The organism is Halomonas sp. SS10-MC5, from assembly GCF_015992245.1.
Taxonomy (GTDB): Bacteria; Pseudomonadota; Gammaproteobacteria; order Pseudomonadales; family Halomonadaceae; genus Halomonas; species Halomonas sulfidoxydans.
The window spans coordinates 353,388-372,205 of the sequence record NZ_CP065435.1 but is presented as its reverse complement, the minus strand read 5'-3'; the positions used below and the strand labels follow the sequence as shown (position 1 = coordinate 372,205).

Sequence of the window (18,818 nt, the reverse complement as noted above, 5' to 3'; positions counted from 1 at the left end):
CGGCAGCTCACAGGAGAGCGGACATGGTCATGACTAGCCAGTGTTTCTGAGCTGCCTGTGCGGCAGCTCACCCGGTTGGCCGTGTGTGCCCATACAGCTATAATTTCTGAGCTGCGTGTGTGGCAGCTCACGCCAGCAGCTGCTCGCCGGTCTCATACAGCCATTTCTGAGCTGCGTGTGCGGCAGCTCACGCCAGCAGCTGCTCGCCGGTCTTATACAGCCATTTCTGAGCTGCGTGTGCGGCAGCTCACGGTCGGGCCCCTGGCGTTTCTGAGCTGCGTGTGCGGCAGCTCACGGACACGTCTGCTGGGTCGGACACGGAGCGCATTTCTGAGCTGCGTGTGCGGCAGCTCACAGCGGGTCGTCTCTACGCTTGTGCATCCTCATTTTCTGAGCTGCCTGTGCGGCAGCTCACACCCCGAACCGCTCAGGCGGGGTCATGGTCATTTTCTGAGCTGCGTGTGCGGCAGCTCACTTTGGCCATGTCCTGCATCTGGCGCCTGGTCTTTTCTGAGCTGCGTGTGCGGCAGCTCACCCCCGGCGCACACCATCGTTCAATTCGCATACTTTCTGAGCTGCGTGTGCGGCAGCTCACGAAGCACGTCGAGGACAACCATAACCGCTACTTTTCTGAGCTGCGTGTGCGGCAGCTCACGCGCGGACCCCGAGGTCCGCTTTCTCCCATCTTTTCTGAGCTGCGTGTGCGGCAGCTCACTCAAACTGGCCGGCCATGCCGCGATGTGTCTTTTTCTGAGCTGCGTGTGCGGCAGCTCACCGCACCAAGGCCGAGAACGAGCTGATCCAGAATTTCTGAGCTGCGTGTGCGGCAGCTCACCTAGGATAGAGGGCTTCTGCTAGCTCGCCTTTTTTCTGAGCTGCGTGTGCGGCAGCTCACACCGTAAGCCACAGTCGCGTAGTGGGTCAGGTTTTCTGAGCTGCGTGTGCGGCAGCTCACGGCCTACGTCATGCGCCCCCGTTATTGGCGGGTTTCTGAGCTGCGTGTGCGGCAGCTCACCGGTCTATCGCCTAAGCGTTTCCGCTGGGACTTTTCTGAGCTGCGTGTGCGGCAGCTCACTGGCTTTGGTTGCCCATCGGGCGCCTCTTGCATTTCTGAGCTGCGTGTGCGGCAGCTCACCCAGTGGAAGACGCCTTGGCCAAGGCGCGGGATTTCTGAGCTGCGTGTGCGGCAGCTCACTCGTGCGGACCAACATCACCAAGCCGCTCGGCTTTCTGAGCTGCGTGTGCGGCAGCTCACTCAAATGGTTACATGAGGTGGGACGGCGGCTTTTTCTGAGCTGCGTGTGCGGCAGCTCACCCGCTATCCTTGTCGGCAACGTTGGGCTTCATTTTCTGAGCTGCGTGTGCGGCAGCTCACCGTGGAACCACATCGTCTCGACGCCGAGCGTATTTCTGAGCTGCGTGTGCGGCAGCTCACACTGCCGTCGCCAAGCGCTACTCCGGCGACATTTTCTGAGCTGCGTGTGCGGCAGCTCACGTGATAGTCCGCCACTTCTGGATCGGGTTGGCTTTCTGAGCTGCGTGTGCGGCAGCTCACGTAACGGGGCTGCCAGCCGTGGGGATGTAGGATTTCTGAGCTGCGTGTGCGGCAGCTCACGGTCGAACAGGCCCTGGGCGGCAGCCATGTTATTTCTGAGCTGCGTGTGCGGCAGCTCACACGATTGTGACACCAATCATGCTTTAGCATCATTTCTGAGCTGCGTGTGCGGCAGCTCACTACTGCCCCTTGCTGACACTCCAGTTCTTGTTTTTCTGAGCTGCGTGTGCGGCAGCTCACTGGAACTTCTCGAAGAAGCGGTTGTGGTGCGATTTCTGAGCTGCGTGTGCGGCAGCTCACTGCCGTCGACGCGGAACAGCACCACGTCCCATTTTCTGAGCTGCGTGTGCGGCAGCTCACAAATCGAGGCCGTCACCAACTTTGTGCCGGGCTTTCTGAGCTGCGTGTGCGGCAGCTCACGCCTAAAGTGACCGCTAGGGCGCTGGCTATCATTTCTGAGCTGCGTGTGCGGCAGCTCACCCCTCGATGGGTGCTCGCTACGGGCTGGTACATTTCTGAGCTGCGTGTGCGGCAGCTCACTGGCCGACCTGTTCAAGCAGCAGGATGGGCAGTTTCTGAGCTGCGTGTGCGGCAGCTCACCCGAGGAAGCCACGGAAACCGGCAACGCCATATTTCTGAGCTGCGTGTGCGGCAGCTCACGATGCGGGCGGTGGCGCCACGGACGCTGATATTTTCTGAGCTGCGTGTGCGGCAGCTCACGAACGAGCTTGGCCTCAAGGTTCCGTCACTTTTTTCTGAGCTGCGTGTGCGGCAGCTCACCCTATCAGTTGATGTTGATGAAGCCCGGTTCTTTTCTGAGCTGCGTGTGCGGCAGCTCACGCGATATCGCGTTTTTTCCAGCCCGTGCTCAGTTTCTGAGCTGCGTGTGCGGCAGCTCACCCTCGGTGATCGTCACGGTGCGAGCGCTCTCGTTTCTGAGCTGCGTGTGCGGCAGCTCACGGACACCTCGCATCCTGTCGCCGGGTCAATGATTTCTGAGCTGCGTGTGCGGCAGCTCACGGATAGCTGCAAGGACTGCGCTTGCTCAAGCCTTTCTGAGCTGCGTGTGCGGCAGCTCACCAGTGGGCCACTCCCTCGCACTCGCGGGTGACTTTCTGAGCTGCGTGTGCGGCAGCTCACTCAGCGGCGCCGGGTTCGGCTGGATCGCGGAATTTCTGAGCTGCGTGTGCGGCAGCTCACGGCGAAGCGCATCGCCAGCGCGCCGGTCTTGATTTCTGAGCTGCGTGTGCGGCAGCTCACTGATTGCGCGTGGCGTCTTGAGCGGCCCCGGTTTTCTGAGCTGCGTGTGCGGCAGCTCACATCCAGCGTGCGGCCTTCCTCGCGCCCCTTGTTTTCTGAGCTGCGTGTGCGGCAGCTCACGATCTCGCAACTGTTCGGCGAGGAATCCAAGGTTTCTGAGCTGCGTGTTCGGCAGCTCACGTCGGGCAGCTCGACAAGCGGGCGCGCACCCTTTTCTGAGCTGCGTGTGCGGCAGCTCACTGGCCTCCCGCTGCGTATCCTCGTCAACTTATTTTCTGAGCTGCGTGTGCGGCAGCTCACCCCTTCATTTTCGATATACTCGCGGCGCCGTTTTTCTGAGCTGCGTGTGCGGCAGCTCACTACCATGACCGAGAAAGCGTTTACGTCGTGTCTTTCTGAGCTGCGTGTGCGGCAGCTCACTGACGTGGCAGACATGCTATGGCGGGCACTCATTTCTGAGCTGCGTGTGCGGCAGCTCACCTCGGGTGGATCTCTGCCGTAACCTGGCCTGTTTTCTGAGCTGCGTGTGCGGCAGCTCACATCGTGGCGATGAACGCCGACAACCTGGTCAATTTCTGAGCTGCGTGTGCGGCAGCTCACGGCGTAAAACGCCTCGACTCGCTCTTCAATCATTTCTGAGCTGCGTGTGCGGCAGCTCACCTTCCGTTTTGGCCTTGCCTGTTCCAGGTGAGTTTCTGAGCTGCGTGTGCGGCAGCTCACTCGCTTTGCTCATTGTCGTCCGTGCCCGTGGATTTCTGAGCTGCGTGTGCGGCAGCTCACCACAGGGTCCATTGTAGCAGTCCCGACCGGGATTTCTGAGCTGCGTGTGCGGCAGCTCACTCACGGATGGCGTTCACCTCATCGATGCTCATTTTCTGAGCTGCGTGTGCGGCAGCTCACGCGAGTCGATCAACCTCCAGGATGCCCGAGACTTTCTGAGCTGCGTGTGCGGCAGCTCACGTGCGGCGCCCGCGTGCGCCCGCCGTTTCTATTTTCTGAGCTGCGTGTGCGGCAGCTCACGAGCTTTACGAGGTCGCCTATAGCGAGGGCCATTTCTGAGCTGCGTGTGCGGCAGCTCACAAGGATGACCTGGTCGCGCGAATCATCGGCAATTTCTGAGCTGCGTGTGCGGCAGCTCACGTCGCCGGCGTCGGCGAAGGCCTGGCGCAGCATTTCTGAGCTGCGTGTGCGGCAGCTCACTATGCCGTCGAAAATCCGCTATATGCTGCAATTTTCTGAGCTGCGTGTGCGGCAGCTCACCTGTCGACGGCAGCGGCTACACGGTGCGGCGTTTTCTGAGCTGCGTGTGCGGCAGCTCACCGGTAGTCATTCCCTTCAATATCCCGAATCCTTTTCTGAGCTGCGTGTGCGGCAGCTCACCCCATGCCATCCAGTCGGACCCCGCGCCGCTGTTTCTGAGCTGCGTGTGCGGCAGCTCACCATGACGAGCTGACGGCGGTCGGGATTGGCCGTTTCTGAGCTGCGTGTGCGGCAGCTCACCCAGAGCAAGCGGCGGGGCGCCCATCTCTACTTTTCTGAGCTGCGTGTGCGGCAGCTCACATCCTCGCCGAGCTGCGCGCCGCCTGCTGTGCTTTCTGAGCTGCGTGTGCGGCAGCTCACGGCCTGCGGCACGCGGCCCGACTCCTGCTGAATTTCTGAGCTGCGTGTGCGGCAGCTCACTCGCCGACCAGCAGGATCGGCGCCGTCGATGATTTCTGAGCTGCGTGTGCGGCAGCTCACGCGACCTTGTGGCGGTGGCCCTTGGCCAGGGTTTTCTGAGCTGCGTGTGCGGCAGCTCACTAGAACAGTTTCAAGTTAAGCGATTGATTGTTAAAGAGCAATGCTTCCAAAGAGCAACGCCTCCCTTTTCAGAGAGGCGTTTCTAACAAGTTGATTTTTCTAAAGCTAATAATTCTCCCTAGAAAAGGGTCCGAACCAGGGCACTGTCGCCTCGCTACTCAATCCGTAGTGATTGAAACGCCCCGCGACAGGCTGAGCCTGCGGCAGGCCATGCTCGATGAATAGCGCAAACCGCTGTCCACTTGAGCGGCTGCTGACCTGCACGAAAGGCAGGGCGATCTGCCGGGCGGCAGGTGCCTCCATCAAGCGCTGCGCTTCTTCGAACTCGATGCCATGCCGTTGTGCATACCGCCTGGCTCGGCTGGGGCCACCGGTGTTGAACTGTCGGCGCCGCACCACTCGGTGCTTTGCATCGGCAGGCACAGGTTGAATGGATGCCAGCGTGACGTGGTCGCGCATGCCAGTGAGCCACGGGATCGCCATCAATTGCTCTAGTCGCGACTGCTCAGCGTGCAATCGCAGCCGATCTCCCGGCGTGCGGGCACGCACGCCGAGTTTGTGATCTGGAAAGCTGACGCCGATGTCATTGGCCTCCAGGTCGAAAAGGGCACGATGCAACTTGCTGTATAGCACCCCCATCAGCATCGCAGCTGGAAAGTCCGGGTCGGGCCGCAAGCGGATATCGATATAGTGATCCATGGCTTACCCCGCATCGCCGAATACGCCGCCACGGATAAGGGTCGCCATAACGAAGTGCTGCTGTTCGGCGGGTGGCACCTGGTCCTTGAGCAACCAGTTATCGAGCAGGTTGTAGAAGTCCATTTTCTGCTTCGGCTGACGGTAGGCACTTCCCTGAGTGGTCACCGAGCCGTAGGGCTCCACGGCGATTGGGCCAAGGTCACTGCCACCTTCCGGCACCGGATACCAAGTATCGATGGTGCGCAGGGCGTTGCCCAATTTCTGGGAGTGGATGGCAGCGATCTTCTCGTCTCCAATGCTGTAGAGCGTCTTGCTCTTGTCTCCCCGGCTGCGATCCAAAATCAACTCCTGAGAAGGGAATACTTCCTGTCCTGCTCCAACCCGGGCAAAGGCCACCACATCCAATAGTAGGTAACGCTCACCGGACAGCGCCTCATTAATGAGTTCGCCTAGCTCTCGAGTCTCTTTGCTGCCTTCAAAGCTTCGCAGCGAGTGATCGAGCGCATTGAAGGTCCACTGCTTTGCCGCTTGGCCGTCTTTCATCTGGCTGACGATGACTTCGATTTCTTCGGCACCGATACGATTGCGCCACAGGAACCGGCCATTAGCGAGGTTGCAGGCATAGCGATGAGCAAGCTCGCCAAAGCCATGCTGGTTGACGTAACTCGTTACCGTCTGCGCCAGTTTCTTCTGGTATTCAGCATTGTTGCAGGCGGAAGGCGTGCCAGCTCCGGCCAGGACGCGCAGAGTGAAATGTACGGCCAACGTGTCGGCATCAAGCGGCAGCGCTGCAACATCTACTGTCTGCAGGTTGGGGTTCTCAATGGCGGCATCCAGCTTGGCCGGATCTTGATCCTTGGCCTTCAGCCGATTGGAAATAGTGCCACGAACCGATTTCTCGCGTACGGGTATGCCGCTCCACTTCGCATGCTGAGCGCGGTCTTTCCAGTTGCCGGCACTGAACAGTGCGTCGGACGGATCGAGCTTGCGCTCGAAGGCGAGGACGGAAGCGGTTTTGAGTGTTTCGTTCTTGGCCATGATAGATACCCTGCGTCAGTCGTTGATCAATGTTTCGGTATAGTCGTTACTCAAGCGATAGAGGCCACGTTCGAGGTCATTCTCCACGAACCACATCAAAGCTTCGGGGTGCTTGATTCGGTGAGGACTTACCCATTCGCCGATCGAATAGAGGCTTTCGACGAACTGGAACGGCACCTCTGGGTCCCGGGCATTAGCCACCGTGCCCGGATCGAACAGATCGGAAATGGCGCCGTAGCCTACCGGGATCGGCACTAACCAGCCGGGGTACGGGCGGCGAACCTCCCAGCTGACCTGCTCCTTGCCGTTATCGTCTTTGCCCTTGGTGATCCGGCACCCGTAGTTGAGGCGTGACAGGTCGAGCCAGGCATCCAGCGCTGTAGCACACTCGTCATGTGCTTTCAGTGTGGCGGTATGCTCAGTGAGCCGGTCATCCCGGAGTACCAGCGCAAATCCCGGCAACAGCTTGCGCTTGAGCCGACGCCACTGCTGTGTGCCTTCTTCCTCATCGGCATCGAAGCTGGTCAGCTCCGGCCGGTGGCGCCGCTCGCCGGGACGGGGCGGCATCACACTGCCACCCGCAATGCGCATGCCTTGCACTTGCTGATAAAGCCTTTTAGCGATCTCTTGGCGGCGCTCGGCGCTTTTCAGGTCGTCACCACCGTCTGCCTCGAGGCCAATCAGTAGAGTGACTTCCAGATGTGCCCGGCCCTCCTCGACGATGGCCGCTGTGCTGCCAGTCTTGTCCACAGGGTTTCGGGTGAGGTGGAAGGCACGAGTGAAACCACCCGATGTGACTTGGGGGTCGAGGCGATGGCATACCACCCCGATCTCATTGAAGACCAGCTTGATATCATCCGGCAGGCTGCGCTCCAGCGCCTGCATCAGTCCCATGAAGGCGCTCATGGCAGGAAAGCCCCAGGTCATTGGGCTGGAGATGGTATTGGCGCTCTGGATACGCAGTCGGGGAAGCAGAAGAAGATGCTGGATCATGCCGCGTCTCCTTGATCATCGTCTTCATCACGTAGAGCTTCTTGCAGATCGTCGAGCTGTTGGCGGAACTCTTTCACGATGCCCTCAAACTGGCGTTTCCAGTGATGGTGTTCCGCATCGCCGAGGCTGAGAGGGCTTTTGTAGCTCAGTTCACGGTTAAGCCAGCTGACCGCACGAGAGCTGATGGCTTCATGCCAGTTTGACTGCCGGCGCGCCTCGGCAAACTCGCTATCCTCATCGGCTCGCTCTGGATCCAGCCAATACTGCTCTTCCGGGGCCAACTGACACTTCTCATCCCCCGTCCAGCCTGGCGCCAAGGAGTGAATGTCGAAGGTGAACAGCATCAGCTCGTCGACCAGCATGGAGGTGAGGTCGTCGCGCAGGCCGCGGGTGTGCATGTTCTTGGCAGGATCCGTTTCCAGAAAGCGCTTGAGTTCATCCACAATGCGCCAGACGGTCGGGCGCCTTTTGAATGCTCGGAAGGGGTCTCGCATCGGTGCGTACACCTCGCGCGATTCCCAGTTTGGCGGTAACGATGCCAGCAGATAATTCTGGCCGCCTCGCTCGCTATTGAGCTGCGAGATATTCTGCGGTTTGGTGCCACCGAGTTTCTGGACGGCCAGATTGGGGTAACTGGTATAGCCGCCCTCAAACGGCACCTTATCCTTCAAGGCCTTACGTGCTGCTTTGTTGTGATCGCCAAAGAACCAGGTATTGGGACTGACCTGCGCGTAGAAGCGGTGAGTCAACGCAGTGGCATAGAGCGGTGCCAGCAGACGGTAGCTTTTATCATCGGCAGGATCATCGCCCACCAGCCAGTAGAGCTGCTTGCCCATCACATGAGAGCTCGGCGCGCCCTTGGGCTCGGTAATGCTTGCGAAGGCGCGCACCCAACTTTCGGCTTCCTCGCGATCCTGGCTCAAGGCATCGATCAGTGCTTCGTCGAAATCGAGCGCCCGCTCCAGCAGCGTACATCCTTGCCAATCCAGTTTCAGGAACTTGTAGACATCAAGCGCTGCCGCATTGCCAACGACATCGCCCTGAAAATCGGCAGGCAGGCAGTGGCTGCCTACCAGACCATCTTGAATTAGCTGGCCGGGGTCGACGTAGAGGTTCGTGCCCTTGGCATCCGGGTGTATTGCCTTCAGAGAATGAGTGACTACCTGAAGCTGGCCGACGCGGCGGGCCGCATCGGCCAGCCAGACTTGCGGGTCGAACTGCTGCTGGAGTTCGAGATACTTGGGATCGTCCGCTGGGAGCTTTTCCACTTTGGTTGCAAAGCGGTCATGGATAAATCTACGTATTAAAGCTTGGATCGTGGGTGGAGTATGAGTGTGTTCAGGCATAGAAAATCCCCGCTGCGTGTTGTCTCTTCTTTATCGTTTCTTAACAAATCCCAGCGCCGGATGAAAATGCCACCCCTGCGGGGCGTGGTTCGTTTTTAGGCGGATGCGGCCAAAGCGCTGGGCGCATCGCTCTAGCTCCATGTCCATGGCCTCGGCTTGATCCGCCAGTGCGGCCATGTAGTCGGGCTCGTTCCAGTGCGCGATGCGGGGTTGGTGAAAAACGTCCTCCGGTATCCGGTCAAGCTCGGTCTCCACGCGTGTCAGTTTCTCCTCCCTGCCGTCCTGCTCCACCCGCCAGAAGCCATAGTCTTCCTCTGCCTCATCCGGGAGCAGTACGAATTCGCACTCCGGTTCGTTGTCTTCTCGGAAAGGGTGGTGCTGTATCGGTAGCGCCCCGAGGGTCATCGATGCAGGGCGATAGAAGAGATAGGCGCCTAAATGGATCTGCGACGGCTCACCGCGACGCCTGCGCCGCTGGCGAGCTGGAGCGGCATCGGCACCCTCGACCATGAGCGCGGCAAGCCGCGCATGCTCTAGATCGACCAGCTTATGGGCTGGCTCTAGCATCTCGCCCGGTAACAGGCGTGGGCGAGAGTCGATATGGTTGATCCCAGCCTCCCGCAGAAGCTCCGCCAACTGGTGTGACCTCAGCGGCCAGTCCCGCTCGGTCTCGAAACCTGGCCGGCTGAAGGCCGGCGTGACCCGTTTCAGGTGCCGAACGTTGGTCCCAAGCAGTGCCATGTTGGGGGCATGGACGGGGGCAGGGCGGTGGCGCCGCACGCGCCCGGCTAGCTGAATGATCGAGCGCATTGATGAGGGCTCGACCACGGCCCAGTCGTAATCATGATCCCTACCCACCTCGGTGACCGGCGATCCCAGCACGATGAAGAGCTGATCTTGGGCGGAGCAGCCGTCGAGCCGCGAGCGAATGTCGGCGAGATCGAAAACGGCATCCTCGCTGCGTCGATCGAGCGTTCGGTCCAGGCGTGCTTCCAGGCGTGAGCGCAGCAGCAGCGGAAACTGGGAGTGGTAGACACAAAGATGAATTTGCCAACCTTCCGGAATTTCCGACCGGTAGAGCACCTGGGCAACGGCGGCCAGCGGCTCGATGTTGGCCATCCGCACCAGGCCGAAGCTGACTCGCTTGTCACTATGGGAATCAACAGAGTGGTGCTGCTCGTGGAGTGAGTAGGCTTCGGTGAGTATCGTCTGGGCGACCGCCTCATGAACAGCGTCCGGATGGGCGGTGGGAGCGGACAATGGCACGAGGTAGCCACGGCGGGTCGGCACCTGCTCACCGAGCCGAACGGCACGCTGCTGAGCGAACTGCTTATGAGCGGCATCGAACCGTACGCCCTCAGCGCACTCCTGCTGGGCGCAGCCAAACTCATCGAACCAGGCACAACAGGGATTCACTGGAGTGCCGGGCACGCCCCGATGGTGCTGATACTCTGCGCGACCGGCGCGATAGGCCTCGAACAGGCCACGCACCAGGGCAGGCGGCAGCGTGGCCGAGGAGAGCAGTACCCGTGAGCCGAGCAGCCCTGCCCAGTACACCAGGCGCGTCAGGCCGGGTAGATCGCTGATGTCGAAGTCATCCGGCTCATCAAGCACGAGGTCGCTGCTCATCAGCCTCAGCATGGGGGCGATCTGATGTCCGCCGCGCAGGCTCTCCGTGGCTGGTATCAGGTGATCGATGGTACACACCAACACCGGCGCGCCGATCAGCGCCCGGGCATGCGGATCATTCGCGGCTCGCGACAGCAGCGGATGTTCATCGACCTGACCTTCAAAATGGACATGGCTCTGCTCATCAAGCAGTGCGGCGCGGGACTCCGAGCCACCGCTCTCACGCTGCTGGTGCTCGAAGAGCGCACGGCTGGCGCTGCCACCCACTCGGATGGCCAGATCGTCGCTACCCAGCCCAAGTCTCTCGCGATAGACCTGCCCGGTTTGCAGCGTAAGCGTCCTCAAGCCAAGAGCTATCGAGAAACGGGCGCCTTCCTCGGGATTGCTCAAGGCGTACATGATCCGGCCGTTGGCAATGGTCTTGCCACAGCCAGTCGAGGCCATGTTGATGCCGAAGAAGCCCTGCTCGCGGGCCTTGTCACGCAAGCCTGTCGCCAGGTCGAAGGCCTTGTCCTGCCAGCGAAAGCGAGGGTCGCTGCTACGCTGGCGAAACCCCTTGTGCCGCGCGATACGAGGCAGGGCGCCGGACATGTCCGGCAAGCGGTGCACGATTTCACCCACCGCCCGGGTTACACCCAGTAGGTGCTCCTCCAGTGGCTGGCATAGCTGACGCTTGCCATTCAGCACAGCGGTATTGGCGTATAGCGCGGTCGACCAGATGCCGGAAAGCCGCCCTGTGCTGGTCAAGCTCGAATAGTGGTGATCCGCCAGCATCAATGCCAAACGCGCCAGATGCATGACGTAGGGAGACTCCAGTGGTGGTGTCGACACCCTAACTTCTTTCAGTTGCCGCGCCAGCCGCCGACTGCGCTGCCGCCATGCGTCAGTCGTGACAGGCAGGCCATGGGGGAATTCCCAGTACGGCCTGACGTCTTGTATCTCGGCTAATTCGACACATTCGTTCCAAGCCGCCGTGATGGCATCGGGGAGCGCAGGTAGGTTGGCTGCGTTCATCTCGGCACGGGCCCCGACCCATTTTTGCCGACCGTTCTCATCGTAGGCCGGCAATGCCGGCAGGCGATGATGGCTGAGCACCAGCCAGCCTATCGCTGCGGCAAGTGGCGGCAATTTGATGAAAGGCGCTTTCTCTTGTTCGGCGTCGTTAGCCACTCCATCGCTTTTGAGGTAGTCCAGCCAGCGTTCATCGTCGTCCTGCGTGGGCTGTTCGAGGCGAGAAAGCCAGGTTTCATCATCGTCTTCGCCCACGAAGGCTTCCAGCAAACGCAGCGACACCCATTCGTGCCGGTAACGGTTACGCCCCTCCAAACGGCCATGGAGCCGGTCCTGGAATGCGCGGCTGGCCTTACCGAGGTCATGAAACAGGGCGGCCATAGAAGCCAGCAGATGGATCAGGCGGCCGCTGTGCCAATCATTCTCATCCTCGGCGCGCAGGATATTGCGGCGGGTGGTGTTGGTCGGTGACGCCCCTTTCGCATTGAACTGAGCGGCATTGCCGACAATCCACAACAGCTCGCTGTGGTCCCGCCCGCGAATCCAGTGGCAGGCCACAGCGGTGTTCTTGCGCGCCGTCTTGCGCAGCAGCTTTCTCAGCGTATCGAGCCCCACCTGGGTAATCGGCGTCTGCCAGGTACGATCACCACGTCGCTCAGCGAACTGATCGAGGATGCGCCGCGTCTCCTTGAGCGCGCTCTTGCTGCACTGGGAGACTAGCAGGACATTCATGGCTCCGTCGCTCCTAGATCTCCGGCGACCGCCTTCAGGGTATCGATCATGAAGTCCAAAGACTCGGTTCTGGTCAGCCGTTCGATGCACGCCTGGCGAAACTCCTGCTCCTCATCGCCCTGCATGGCGGAGAGAAACGCCTGGGGTAGTATGACCGCGTCCTTGACCAGGTCGGCCACATCGAACACCAAGCCTCCGCGGCGTGTCTTTCCGTGCAGCACCGCCAGACCATGGGGGATGCCAAGCACCCACGTGGCCGTAGCCGCCAGGCCGTATGCGAGGTAGTTGCCATGGTCGAGAAAGCGGTTGGCAGGATCGGCACCGCTGCCCCGCTTGGCACGGGTGAACTCTCCGTAGCCCACGGCCTGGGTAGCAAGCTTGAAAAGCAATTTGGTCAGGCGCGCTTCAAGGGTGAGGAGATCGGTGGTACTGGGTGACTTCTCGATGGCTTCGCGATGCGTTGCCAAGGCTTGGTGAAGCGCCTCCGCTGAAAACGAAAAACCGGCCTCCTTGAGAGAATGGCCGGTCCACAGCGTTTCGATTCTATCGAGGCGTGCGAGCTGAAAGGCTTTTGCTGCCGTCAGACGCTTCTCATCATCGAACCAGAAGCGCACCCAGTACTGAAGATACTCAGTGGGTCGGTATTCGCTCTGGGGAGTCAGCCAGGCGACATCGACATCCACCTCATTGGCGGCAAATAGCGGCGTACCGCCACCACCGCAGAAACCAACCAACACACCGGCCTTGGCCAGCTCACGCATGGCCGCCTGTGTAATGGACGTACCCGTGCCGAGCAATAGCGAGGTCGTGTTGGCAATGGGAATATTCCAGTACCGCGAGCGGCTTCCCTCGTCGGTGACGTACTCGACACGACCGCCATTGACCAGCACGCGACAGTGCTGCAGGTAGTAAAGATTTGCGCGTTTCGAGTGCAGGATCGTTTTTAGATCCGAAGGCGAAAGGTCATCCATGAGTTCCCTGTCGTACTTTTTTATATGTATCTGTTTAGTAATCTATATAAGCATTCCTTGCTAAGCGATGCCACCCGCATACGAAGGGATAGCCTTCTTTCATTAAGAAACTTGATGCTCGTCACTTCGCCTCAAACCACCTCCGCCACTTCCTCAAACGCCAGCCTCTCCCCCCGCGGCCGCAGGCTTTCCGGGTCGCCCACGCCGAGGTTGACCAGAAAGTTGCTCTTGTAGCGGCCGTCGGGGAAGAACTCCTCGTCGACCATGGCGTTGTCGAAGCCGCTCATGGGGCCGACGTCGAGCCCCAGCATGCGGGCGGCCACGATGAGGTAGGCGCCCTGCAGGGTGCCGTTGCGCCAGGCAGTGTCGCTGGCCTTGTCGGGGTTTTCGGCGAAGCGCTCGCGGGCGTTGGGTGAGCTGGGGAATACGCGCGGCATGAATTCGTAGAAGCGGGTGTCGACAGCAACGATCACGGTGGCCGGGGCTTCGTGGGCCTTGTCGCGGTTGCCTTCGGAGAGCGCCGGCAGCAGGCGCGACTTGCCCTCTTCGCTCATCACGAAGACATAGCGCGCCGGCTGGCAGTTCATGGAGGTGGGGCCCCACTTGAGCAGGTCGTAGAGTTCGCGCAGGGTGGCCTCGTCGATAGGCGCCGGCTTGAAGCCGTAGTGGGTGTGCGCTTCGCGGAAGACGGTGTCGAGTGCGGTGTCGTCGAGCGGCTGACGAGGCATGAAGCTCTCCAAATCGCGGTAGGCTCATTTCACTTTACGCGTTCGTTACCGGCCGGTCACTGCCGGCTTGTTATCGCGCGTTATCCGTTCAGCCAGCCGATGCCCGCATTGAGGTAACCCGCAAAGCTTACCCAGACCAGGTAGGGCGTAAGCAGCCAGGCGGCGAGTGGCGAAACGCGGGCAAAGCGGATGATCGAGAGCAGGATGAGGCACCACAGCAACAGCAGGTCGGCCAGGGCGACGACGATCCAGTGCAGGCCGAAGAACAGGATTGACCAGAGCCCGTTGGCGGCGAGCTGGGTGACGAACGGCCACAGTACCGCAAGGCGCTCACCGGCCGGCACCCGCAGCGTGACCCGCCAGGCGGCCACGGCCATCATCAGGTAGAGCACCGTCCAGGCCACCGGGAACAGCCAGTCGGGCGGCGTGAGAGGGGGCTTTTGTAGCTCGGCGTACCAGGCGCCGGGCGGCGTCAAGACACCTGTCGATGCGGCAAGGGCCACCAGCAGTAGCCAGCCGAACAGGATCGCCAGCGAGCGACGGGGAGCGACGGTCATGTTGCGTCTCCTTTGCGGCTGGGTATCGCTCGGGAGCGAGGCGATTGCGCCCCCCCTGCACCATACTCTAAACCAGAGTAACGACACCCAGGGAACGCTCGGGACGGCGTAACGCCATGACTCTCCGGTTTGACGATTTCGATCTCGATACCGCGCACTACGAACTGCGCCGACACGGTGAGCTGCGTCGCGTGGAACCGATGGTGTTCGACCTGCTCGTGCATTTCGCCCACCATCCGGATCGGGTCTTCAGTCGCGACGAGCTGATCGAGGCCGTCTGGGCGGGGCGAATCGTCTCGGATGCCACGGTCGCTTCCTGCATCAAGCAGGCGCGCCGTGCCCTGGACGATAGCGGGGATACCCAGGCCTATATCCGGACGGTACGCGGCCGCGGTTTTCGCTTCACCGCGAAGGTCACCGAAACCGACGCGGCCGCACCGGAGCCACTCGCGACTGCGGTGACACCGGCCCCCAGCGACGACGATCCCTCGCTGCTCATCCTGCCGCTGCGCGCGCTGACGGATACGCCGGAGCTTGTGCGCTTCACCGAGGCGCTGACCGGCGAGCTGAGCTCCGTTCTCACGCGAATACCGCTACTGCGCCTGAGCGCCCGCGGCGGGCACTATAGCGAGCGGACGCTGACGCCGGCGGCACGTGAGATTCACGAGGCGCTGGGAGTCGATTACGTGCTGGAGGGCAGTGTGCAGGCGTGGCCCGACGCGGGCGCGGCGCGCTTGCGCGTCACCGTGCACCTGGCCGATGCACGGGCCGGCTTTCGGCTGTGGGCCGAGACCTTCACGCTGGACGGCCCGGTGAGCGAGGCCCTCGAAGCCGGCGTGCCCCGGATCATCGCCAAGCTGGAACCGCAGCTGCACCGTGCCATCTACCGCACGGTGCGCAGCCTCGACGGCGAGCGCAGCGCCCGCCAGCTCTATCTCGAGGCCAGCGGCATCCTGGCGCTGCAGGGCTGGCACCATGAGTCCTTCGCGGCAGCGGCGGATCTGCTACGGCGCAGCTGGCGGCTGGAGCCGGAGTTCGCCCTGGCGGCGGCCCATCTCTCGCTGGTACGAGGCCTGGGGCATCGCTTCGACCTGATGAGCGATCACGAGCAGGCCTGGGCGGAAGCGCTCGAAGCCGCCGAGTGCGCACTGCAGCTCGACAGCATGGACTCGACCGTACTCGGTTATGCCGGCTGCGCGCTGGCCGATATCGGCTATCCCGAGCGCGGCGTGCCGATCCTGCGCAAGGCGCTGGAGCTCAACCCGGCCAACGCCCAGGCGTGGGCGGCGCTGGGCTCGGCGTATCTGGCCGGCAATCGCCCGGACGACGCGGTGGTTCACCTGCGCCATGGCATTCGCATCAGCCCGCTCGACAGCCGCTTGTCGATCTGGGGCGCGGTCCTCGCCTTGGCCTACCTGCTGCTTGGCGATCGCAGCGCTGCCCGCGAGCAGGCGGAACTGGCCTGCCAACGGGACGACCGCAGCTACATGCCCCGCATCGTGCTGGCCGCCATTCACCGACTCGACGGTCGGCAGGACCTGGCGCGCCGGGCGCTGGACGATGCCTACCGCATCAAGCCCGACCTGACCGCCGAGCAGGTGGCGGCCCTGGTCGGGCAGAAACATGGCACGCGCTTGCTGGCACTGTAGCCCCGCCACGCTCTTGCCCCCCCGTTTCATCACGCAATCCCCCGCCAATCCCCATGCGGCCCGCAAGCCGGCCCAAGCGGTACCGCATAGGCTGAGCTTGCCGTTTGGTGGCCCTCAGGAAGCGATCGACGGCAGAACCACCACAACCCACCCAAGGAGTTCAACCATGACACTCTCTCCCTCGCTCGAGCCGCAAGTGGCCGGCCCCGACTACGCGGCGATCAAGACCAAGCAACAAGCGGTTTGGGGCGCCGGTGACTATGCCCGCATCGGCGTCACCCTGCAGGTCGTCGGCGAACGGCTCTGCGAAGCCATGGACCTGCATGCCGGCCAGTCCGTGCTTGATGTGGCCGGCGGCAACGGCAACGCCTCGCTGGCCGCGGCCCGGCGATTCTGCAAGGTCGTCTCCACCGACTACGTCGAGGCGCTGCTGGCCAAGTCCGCCAGGCGTGCCGAAGCGGAGGGGCTGGCGATCGACTACCAGACGGCGGACGCCGAAAACCTGCCGTTCGGCGACGCCACCTTCGACAACGTGATCTCCACCTACGGGGTGATGTTCACGCCCAACCAGGCCCAAGCCGCCGCCGAGCTGTGCCGCGTATGCCGGCCCGGCGGCAAGATCGGGCTGGCCAACTGGACCCCGGCGGGCTTCATCGGCCAGCTGTTCAAGACCGTCGGTCGCTACGTGGCGCCGCCCGCGGGCGTCAGCTCTCCGGCGGTGTGGGGCACGCGGGAATTCCTCGACACGCATTTCGGTCCGCATGTCCAGGCGATCGAGGCCCAGCCGCAGCACTTCACCTTCCGCTACCAGTCGCCCCAGCACTGGCTGGACGTGTTCAGCACCTACTACGGGCCGACGCTGAAGGCGTTCGAAGCGCTGGATGACGAGGCCGGCCAGGCGCTGCGGGGCGAGATCCTTACGCTGATCGAAGCCCACAACCGCGCCACCGACGGCACCATGGTGGTGCCCTCGGAGTACCTGGAGATCGTCATCACGCGCTAGTCGGGCGTACCTCCCCCTCGCCGGGAGCGCCATTTTGGCGCTCCCGGCGTTCGTCTTGTGCTGTAATGACAGCGACCACGCCCATGACCCGACAAGGAACGCCCTTATGCCCCGTCCTCCCTTCCTGCCGTTCGCATGCGCTGTCCTGATGCTCCTCGTCTCGCCATTGACCCTGGCGCAATCCGCCGAGCGCGAATACCAGGCCTACGAGGACGCCCTGGCGCGCGGCGAACGCCAGGCCAACGTATGGCAGTACGGCTGGGCCGGGGTCTATGCCTCGTCGCTGGCGTTCAACGGCTACCAGGCCAGCGAGGCGGACGACCGCGACGATCGCTACGATGCGCGAGTGGGCGTGGTGAAGTCGGCCCTGGCGCTGGCCGGCACGCTGATGGATCGCCAGCCGCACCCGGCCGCCTACCGCGAGCTGCGCGAGGGCGACGGCGACATCGAGAGCGCCCGCCGGCTGCTGCAGGCGGTGGCCGAGGAGGAGCGCCAACGCCGCAGCCTGGAGGCACGGCTGGGGTCGCTGGCGATAAACGCCGCGTCGGGGCTGTTGATCGGCGTGGGCGACGGCCGCGGCCGCGACGGGGCGATCAACTTCGCGACCGGCATGCTGGTCAGCGAGCTGCAGCTGCAGACCCAGCCACGTCAGGCCTCGGTGGCCATCAATCGCTTCAAGCCGGTTCGGGCCTCGCTGGGCGACGTGCACCTGGAGGGCGAGTACGCGCTGCTGGTGACGCCCAATCAGCTGGGAGTCGCGCTGCGCTACTGAAACGAGCGGAGAACCCTTCTGGCCACTCGCAGGGTGGCCATTTTGCCTCGCCTAAATGTTATGATATAACATAGCAAATATCGGCCCAAAGCTTCCCATGCTCGATACTCTGCACTGGTGGCTCACGTCACCTTTCGACTACGCCTTCATGCGCCGCGCCCTGGTGGCCTGCCTGGCGCTTTCCCTTACGGCACCGATTCTCGGCGTGCTGCTGACGCTGCGCGGCATGGGCCAGATGGGCGAGGCGCTCTCGCATGCCATCATGCCGGGCGTGGCCATCGCCTTCATGCTGGCCGGCTTTTCCCTCCCACTGATGATGTTCGGCGGCGTACTGGCGGGCCTGGTCACCGTGGCGCTTGCCGGTGGCGTAACGCAGTTCAGCGGCCTCAGGGAGGATGCCGCCATGGCCAGCCTGTTCTTGATCGCCATGGCCGGCGGAGTGACCATCGTCAGCCATTCGGGCAGCGCCCTGGATCTCGGCCACGTGCTGTTCGGCAGCATATTGGCGGTGGATGACCGCACGCTGGGGCTGGTGGCGCTTGGCAGCAGCACGCTCCTGGTCGGCCTGGCCATCTCCTTTCGCGCGCTGGTGGTCGAGTGCCTCGATCCGCTGTTCCTGACACTTCAGGGTCGCCACGCCGGCTGGACGCACGCGCTGTTCATGGTGCTGGTCGTGATCGGTCTGGTAATGGGATTTCAGACGCTGGGAACCCTGATGGCAGCCGGGCTCATGCTGCTGCCTGCCGCGGCGGCACGCTACTGGAGCCAGCGCCTCGAGGGCATGATCGCCATCGCGATCGGCATCGCCCTGGCTTCCAGCATGGTGGGACTGCTGGTGTCCTATCACGCTGGCCTGCCTTCCGGCCCATCGATTATCCTGTTGGCGGGGCTGGGGTATGGCATGTCGCTCGTGCTGGGCCCCTACCGGGGGCTGAGGGCGAACGCCAGCAGACCGAAGCGCGGCATAGGGTCCCGGCATGCCGGTCAGCTGCGCTGAGCGGTTCCCTTCCGCGCCAAATTCTGGATACTGCCTCCCTTGGAATGGCCGATTTCCGGTGCCACCTGTCGTAATGAA

12 protein-coding genes and 2 CRISPR repeat arrays (1 of these 14 only partly in view) are annotated in these 18,818 nt (G+C 62.3%); of the genes, 4 read left to right on the top strand and 8 right to left on the bottom strand.

Annotated elements, in window-relative coordinates; all coding sequences use genetic code 11:
* Positions 1-251: a CRISPR direct-repeat array (repeat unit 27 nt; unit sequence TTCTGAGCTGCGTGTGCGGCAGCTCAC); it reaches 136 nt to the left of the window's first position.
* Between the two features lie 16 nt (positions 252-267).
* Positions 268-4,615: a CRISPR direct-repeat array (repeat unit 28 nt; unit sequence TTTCTGAGCTGCGTGTGCGGCAGCTCAC).
* Positions 4,616-4,720: 105 nt separating this feature from the next.
* From cas6f to I4484_RS01660, 8 genes are all read right to left on the bottom strand, one after another.
* A complete protein-coding gene (gene cas6f, locus I4484_RS01695) occupies positions 4,721-5,314 on the bottom strand; it encodes a type I-F CRISPR-associated endoribonuclease Cas6/Csy4 (protein WP_197449324.1) in 594 nt (197 codons plus the stop codon).
* A gap of 3 nt (positions 5,315-5,317) precedes the next feature.
* Positions 5,318-6,352 carry a type I-F CRISPR-associated protein Csy3 gene (csy3, locus tag I4484_RS01690; protein ID WP_197449323.1) on the bottom strand — a complete coding sequence of 345 codons (1,035 nt, stop codon included), beginning with the start codon at positions 6,350-6,352 and terminating at the stop codon, positions 5,318-5,320.
* Positions 6,353-6,367: 15 nt separating this feature from the next.
* Positions 6,368-7,345 (bottom strand): type I-F CRISPR-associated protein Csy2, encoded by a 978-nt coding sequence (gene csy2, locus I4484_RS01685; protein WP_197449322.1) that lies wholly within the window; start codon positions 7,343-7,345, stop codon positions 6,368-6,370.
* Positions 7,342-8,691 carry a type I-F CRISPR-associated protein Csy1 gene (csy1, locus tag I4484_RS01680; RefSeq protein WP_197449321.1) on the bottom strand — a complete coding sequence of 450 codons (1,350 nt, stop codon included), beginning with the start codon at positions 8,689-8,691 and terminating at the stop codon, positions 7,342-7,344. Before csy1 ends, csy2 begins: the two co-directional genes overlap by 4 nt.
* Before the next feature lie 30 nt (positions 8,692-8,721).
* Positions 8,722-12,063 carry a type I-F CRISPR-associated helicase Cas3f gene (cas3f, locus tag I4484_RS01675; RefSeq protein WP_197449320.1) on the bottom strand — a complete coding sequence of 1,114 codons (3,342 nt, stop codon included), beginning with the start codon at positions 12,061-12,063 and terminating at the stop codon, positions 8,722-8,724.
* On the bottom strand, positions 12,060-13,034 hold the full coding sequence (cas1f, locus tag I4484_RS01670) for a type I-F CRISPR-associated endonuclease Cas1f (protein WP_197449319.1): 975 nt from the start codon (positions 13,032-13,034) through the stop codon (positions 12,060-12,062). Before cas1f ends, cas3f begins: the two co-directional genes overlap by 4 nt.
* Positions 13,035-13,165: 131 nt before the next feature.
* Positions 13,166-13,762 (bottom strand): malonic semialdehyde reductase, encoded by a 597-nt coding sequence (locus I4484_RS01665; protein WP_197449318.1) that lies wholly within the window; start codon positions 13,760-13,762, stop codon positions 13,166-13,168.
* A gap of 80 nt (positions 13,763-13,842) precedes the next feature.
* Entirely contained in the window at positions 13,843-14,319 is a 477-nt protein-coding gene (locus I4484_RS01660; protein ID WP_197449317.1) for a TspO/MBR family protein, read from the bottom strand.
* A gap of 116 nt (positions 14,320-14,435) precedes the next feature.
* Here I4484_RS01660 and I4484_RS01655 point away from each other — a divergent pair, with 116 nt between their 5' ends.
* From I4484_RS01655 to I4484_RS01640, 4 genes are all read left to right on the top strand, one after another.
* Complete coding sequence (locus I4484_RS01655) at positions 14,436-15,968, top strand: winged helix-turn-helix domain-containing protein (protein WP_197449316.1); 1,533 nt, start codon at positions 14,436-14,438, stop codon at positions 15,966-15,968.
* A gap of 166 nt (positions 15,969-16,134) precedes the next feature.
* The gene (locus I4484_RS01650) at positions 16,135-16,971 is read left to right on the top strand and encodes a class I SAM-dependent methyltransferase (protein ID WP_197449315.1); all 837 of its coding nucleotides are present in this window, start codon (positions 16,135-16,137) and stop codon (positions 16,969-16,971) included.
* A 106-nt stretch (positions 16,972-17,077) separates the two neighbouring features.
* Entirely contained in the window at positions 17,078-17,743 is a 666-nt protein-coding gene (locus I4484_RS01645; protein ID WP_234283650.1) for a hypothetical protein, read from the top strand.
* Positions 17,744-17,840: 97 nt separating this feature from the next.
* Complete coding sequence (locus I4484_RS01640) at positions 17,841-18,740, top strand: metal ABC transporter permease (RefSeq protein WP_197449314.1); 900 nt, start codon at positions 17,841-17,843, stop codon at positions 18,738-18,740.
* The last annotated feature ends 78 nt before the right edge of the window (positions 18,741-18,818 follow it).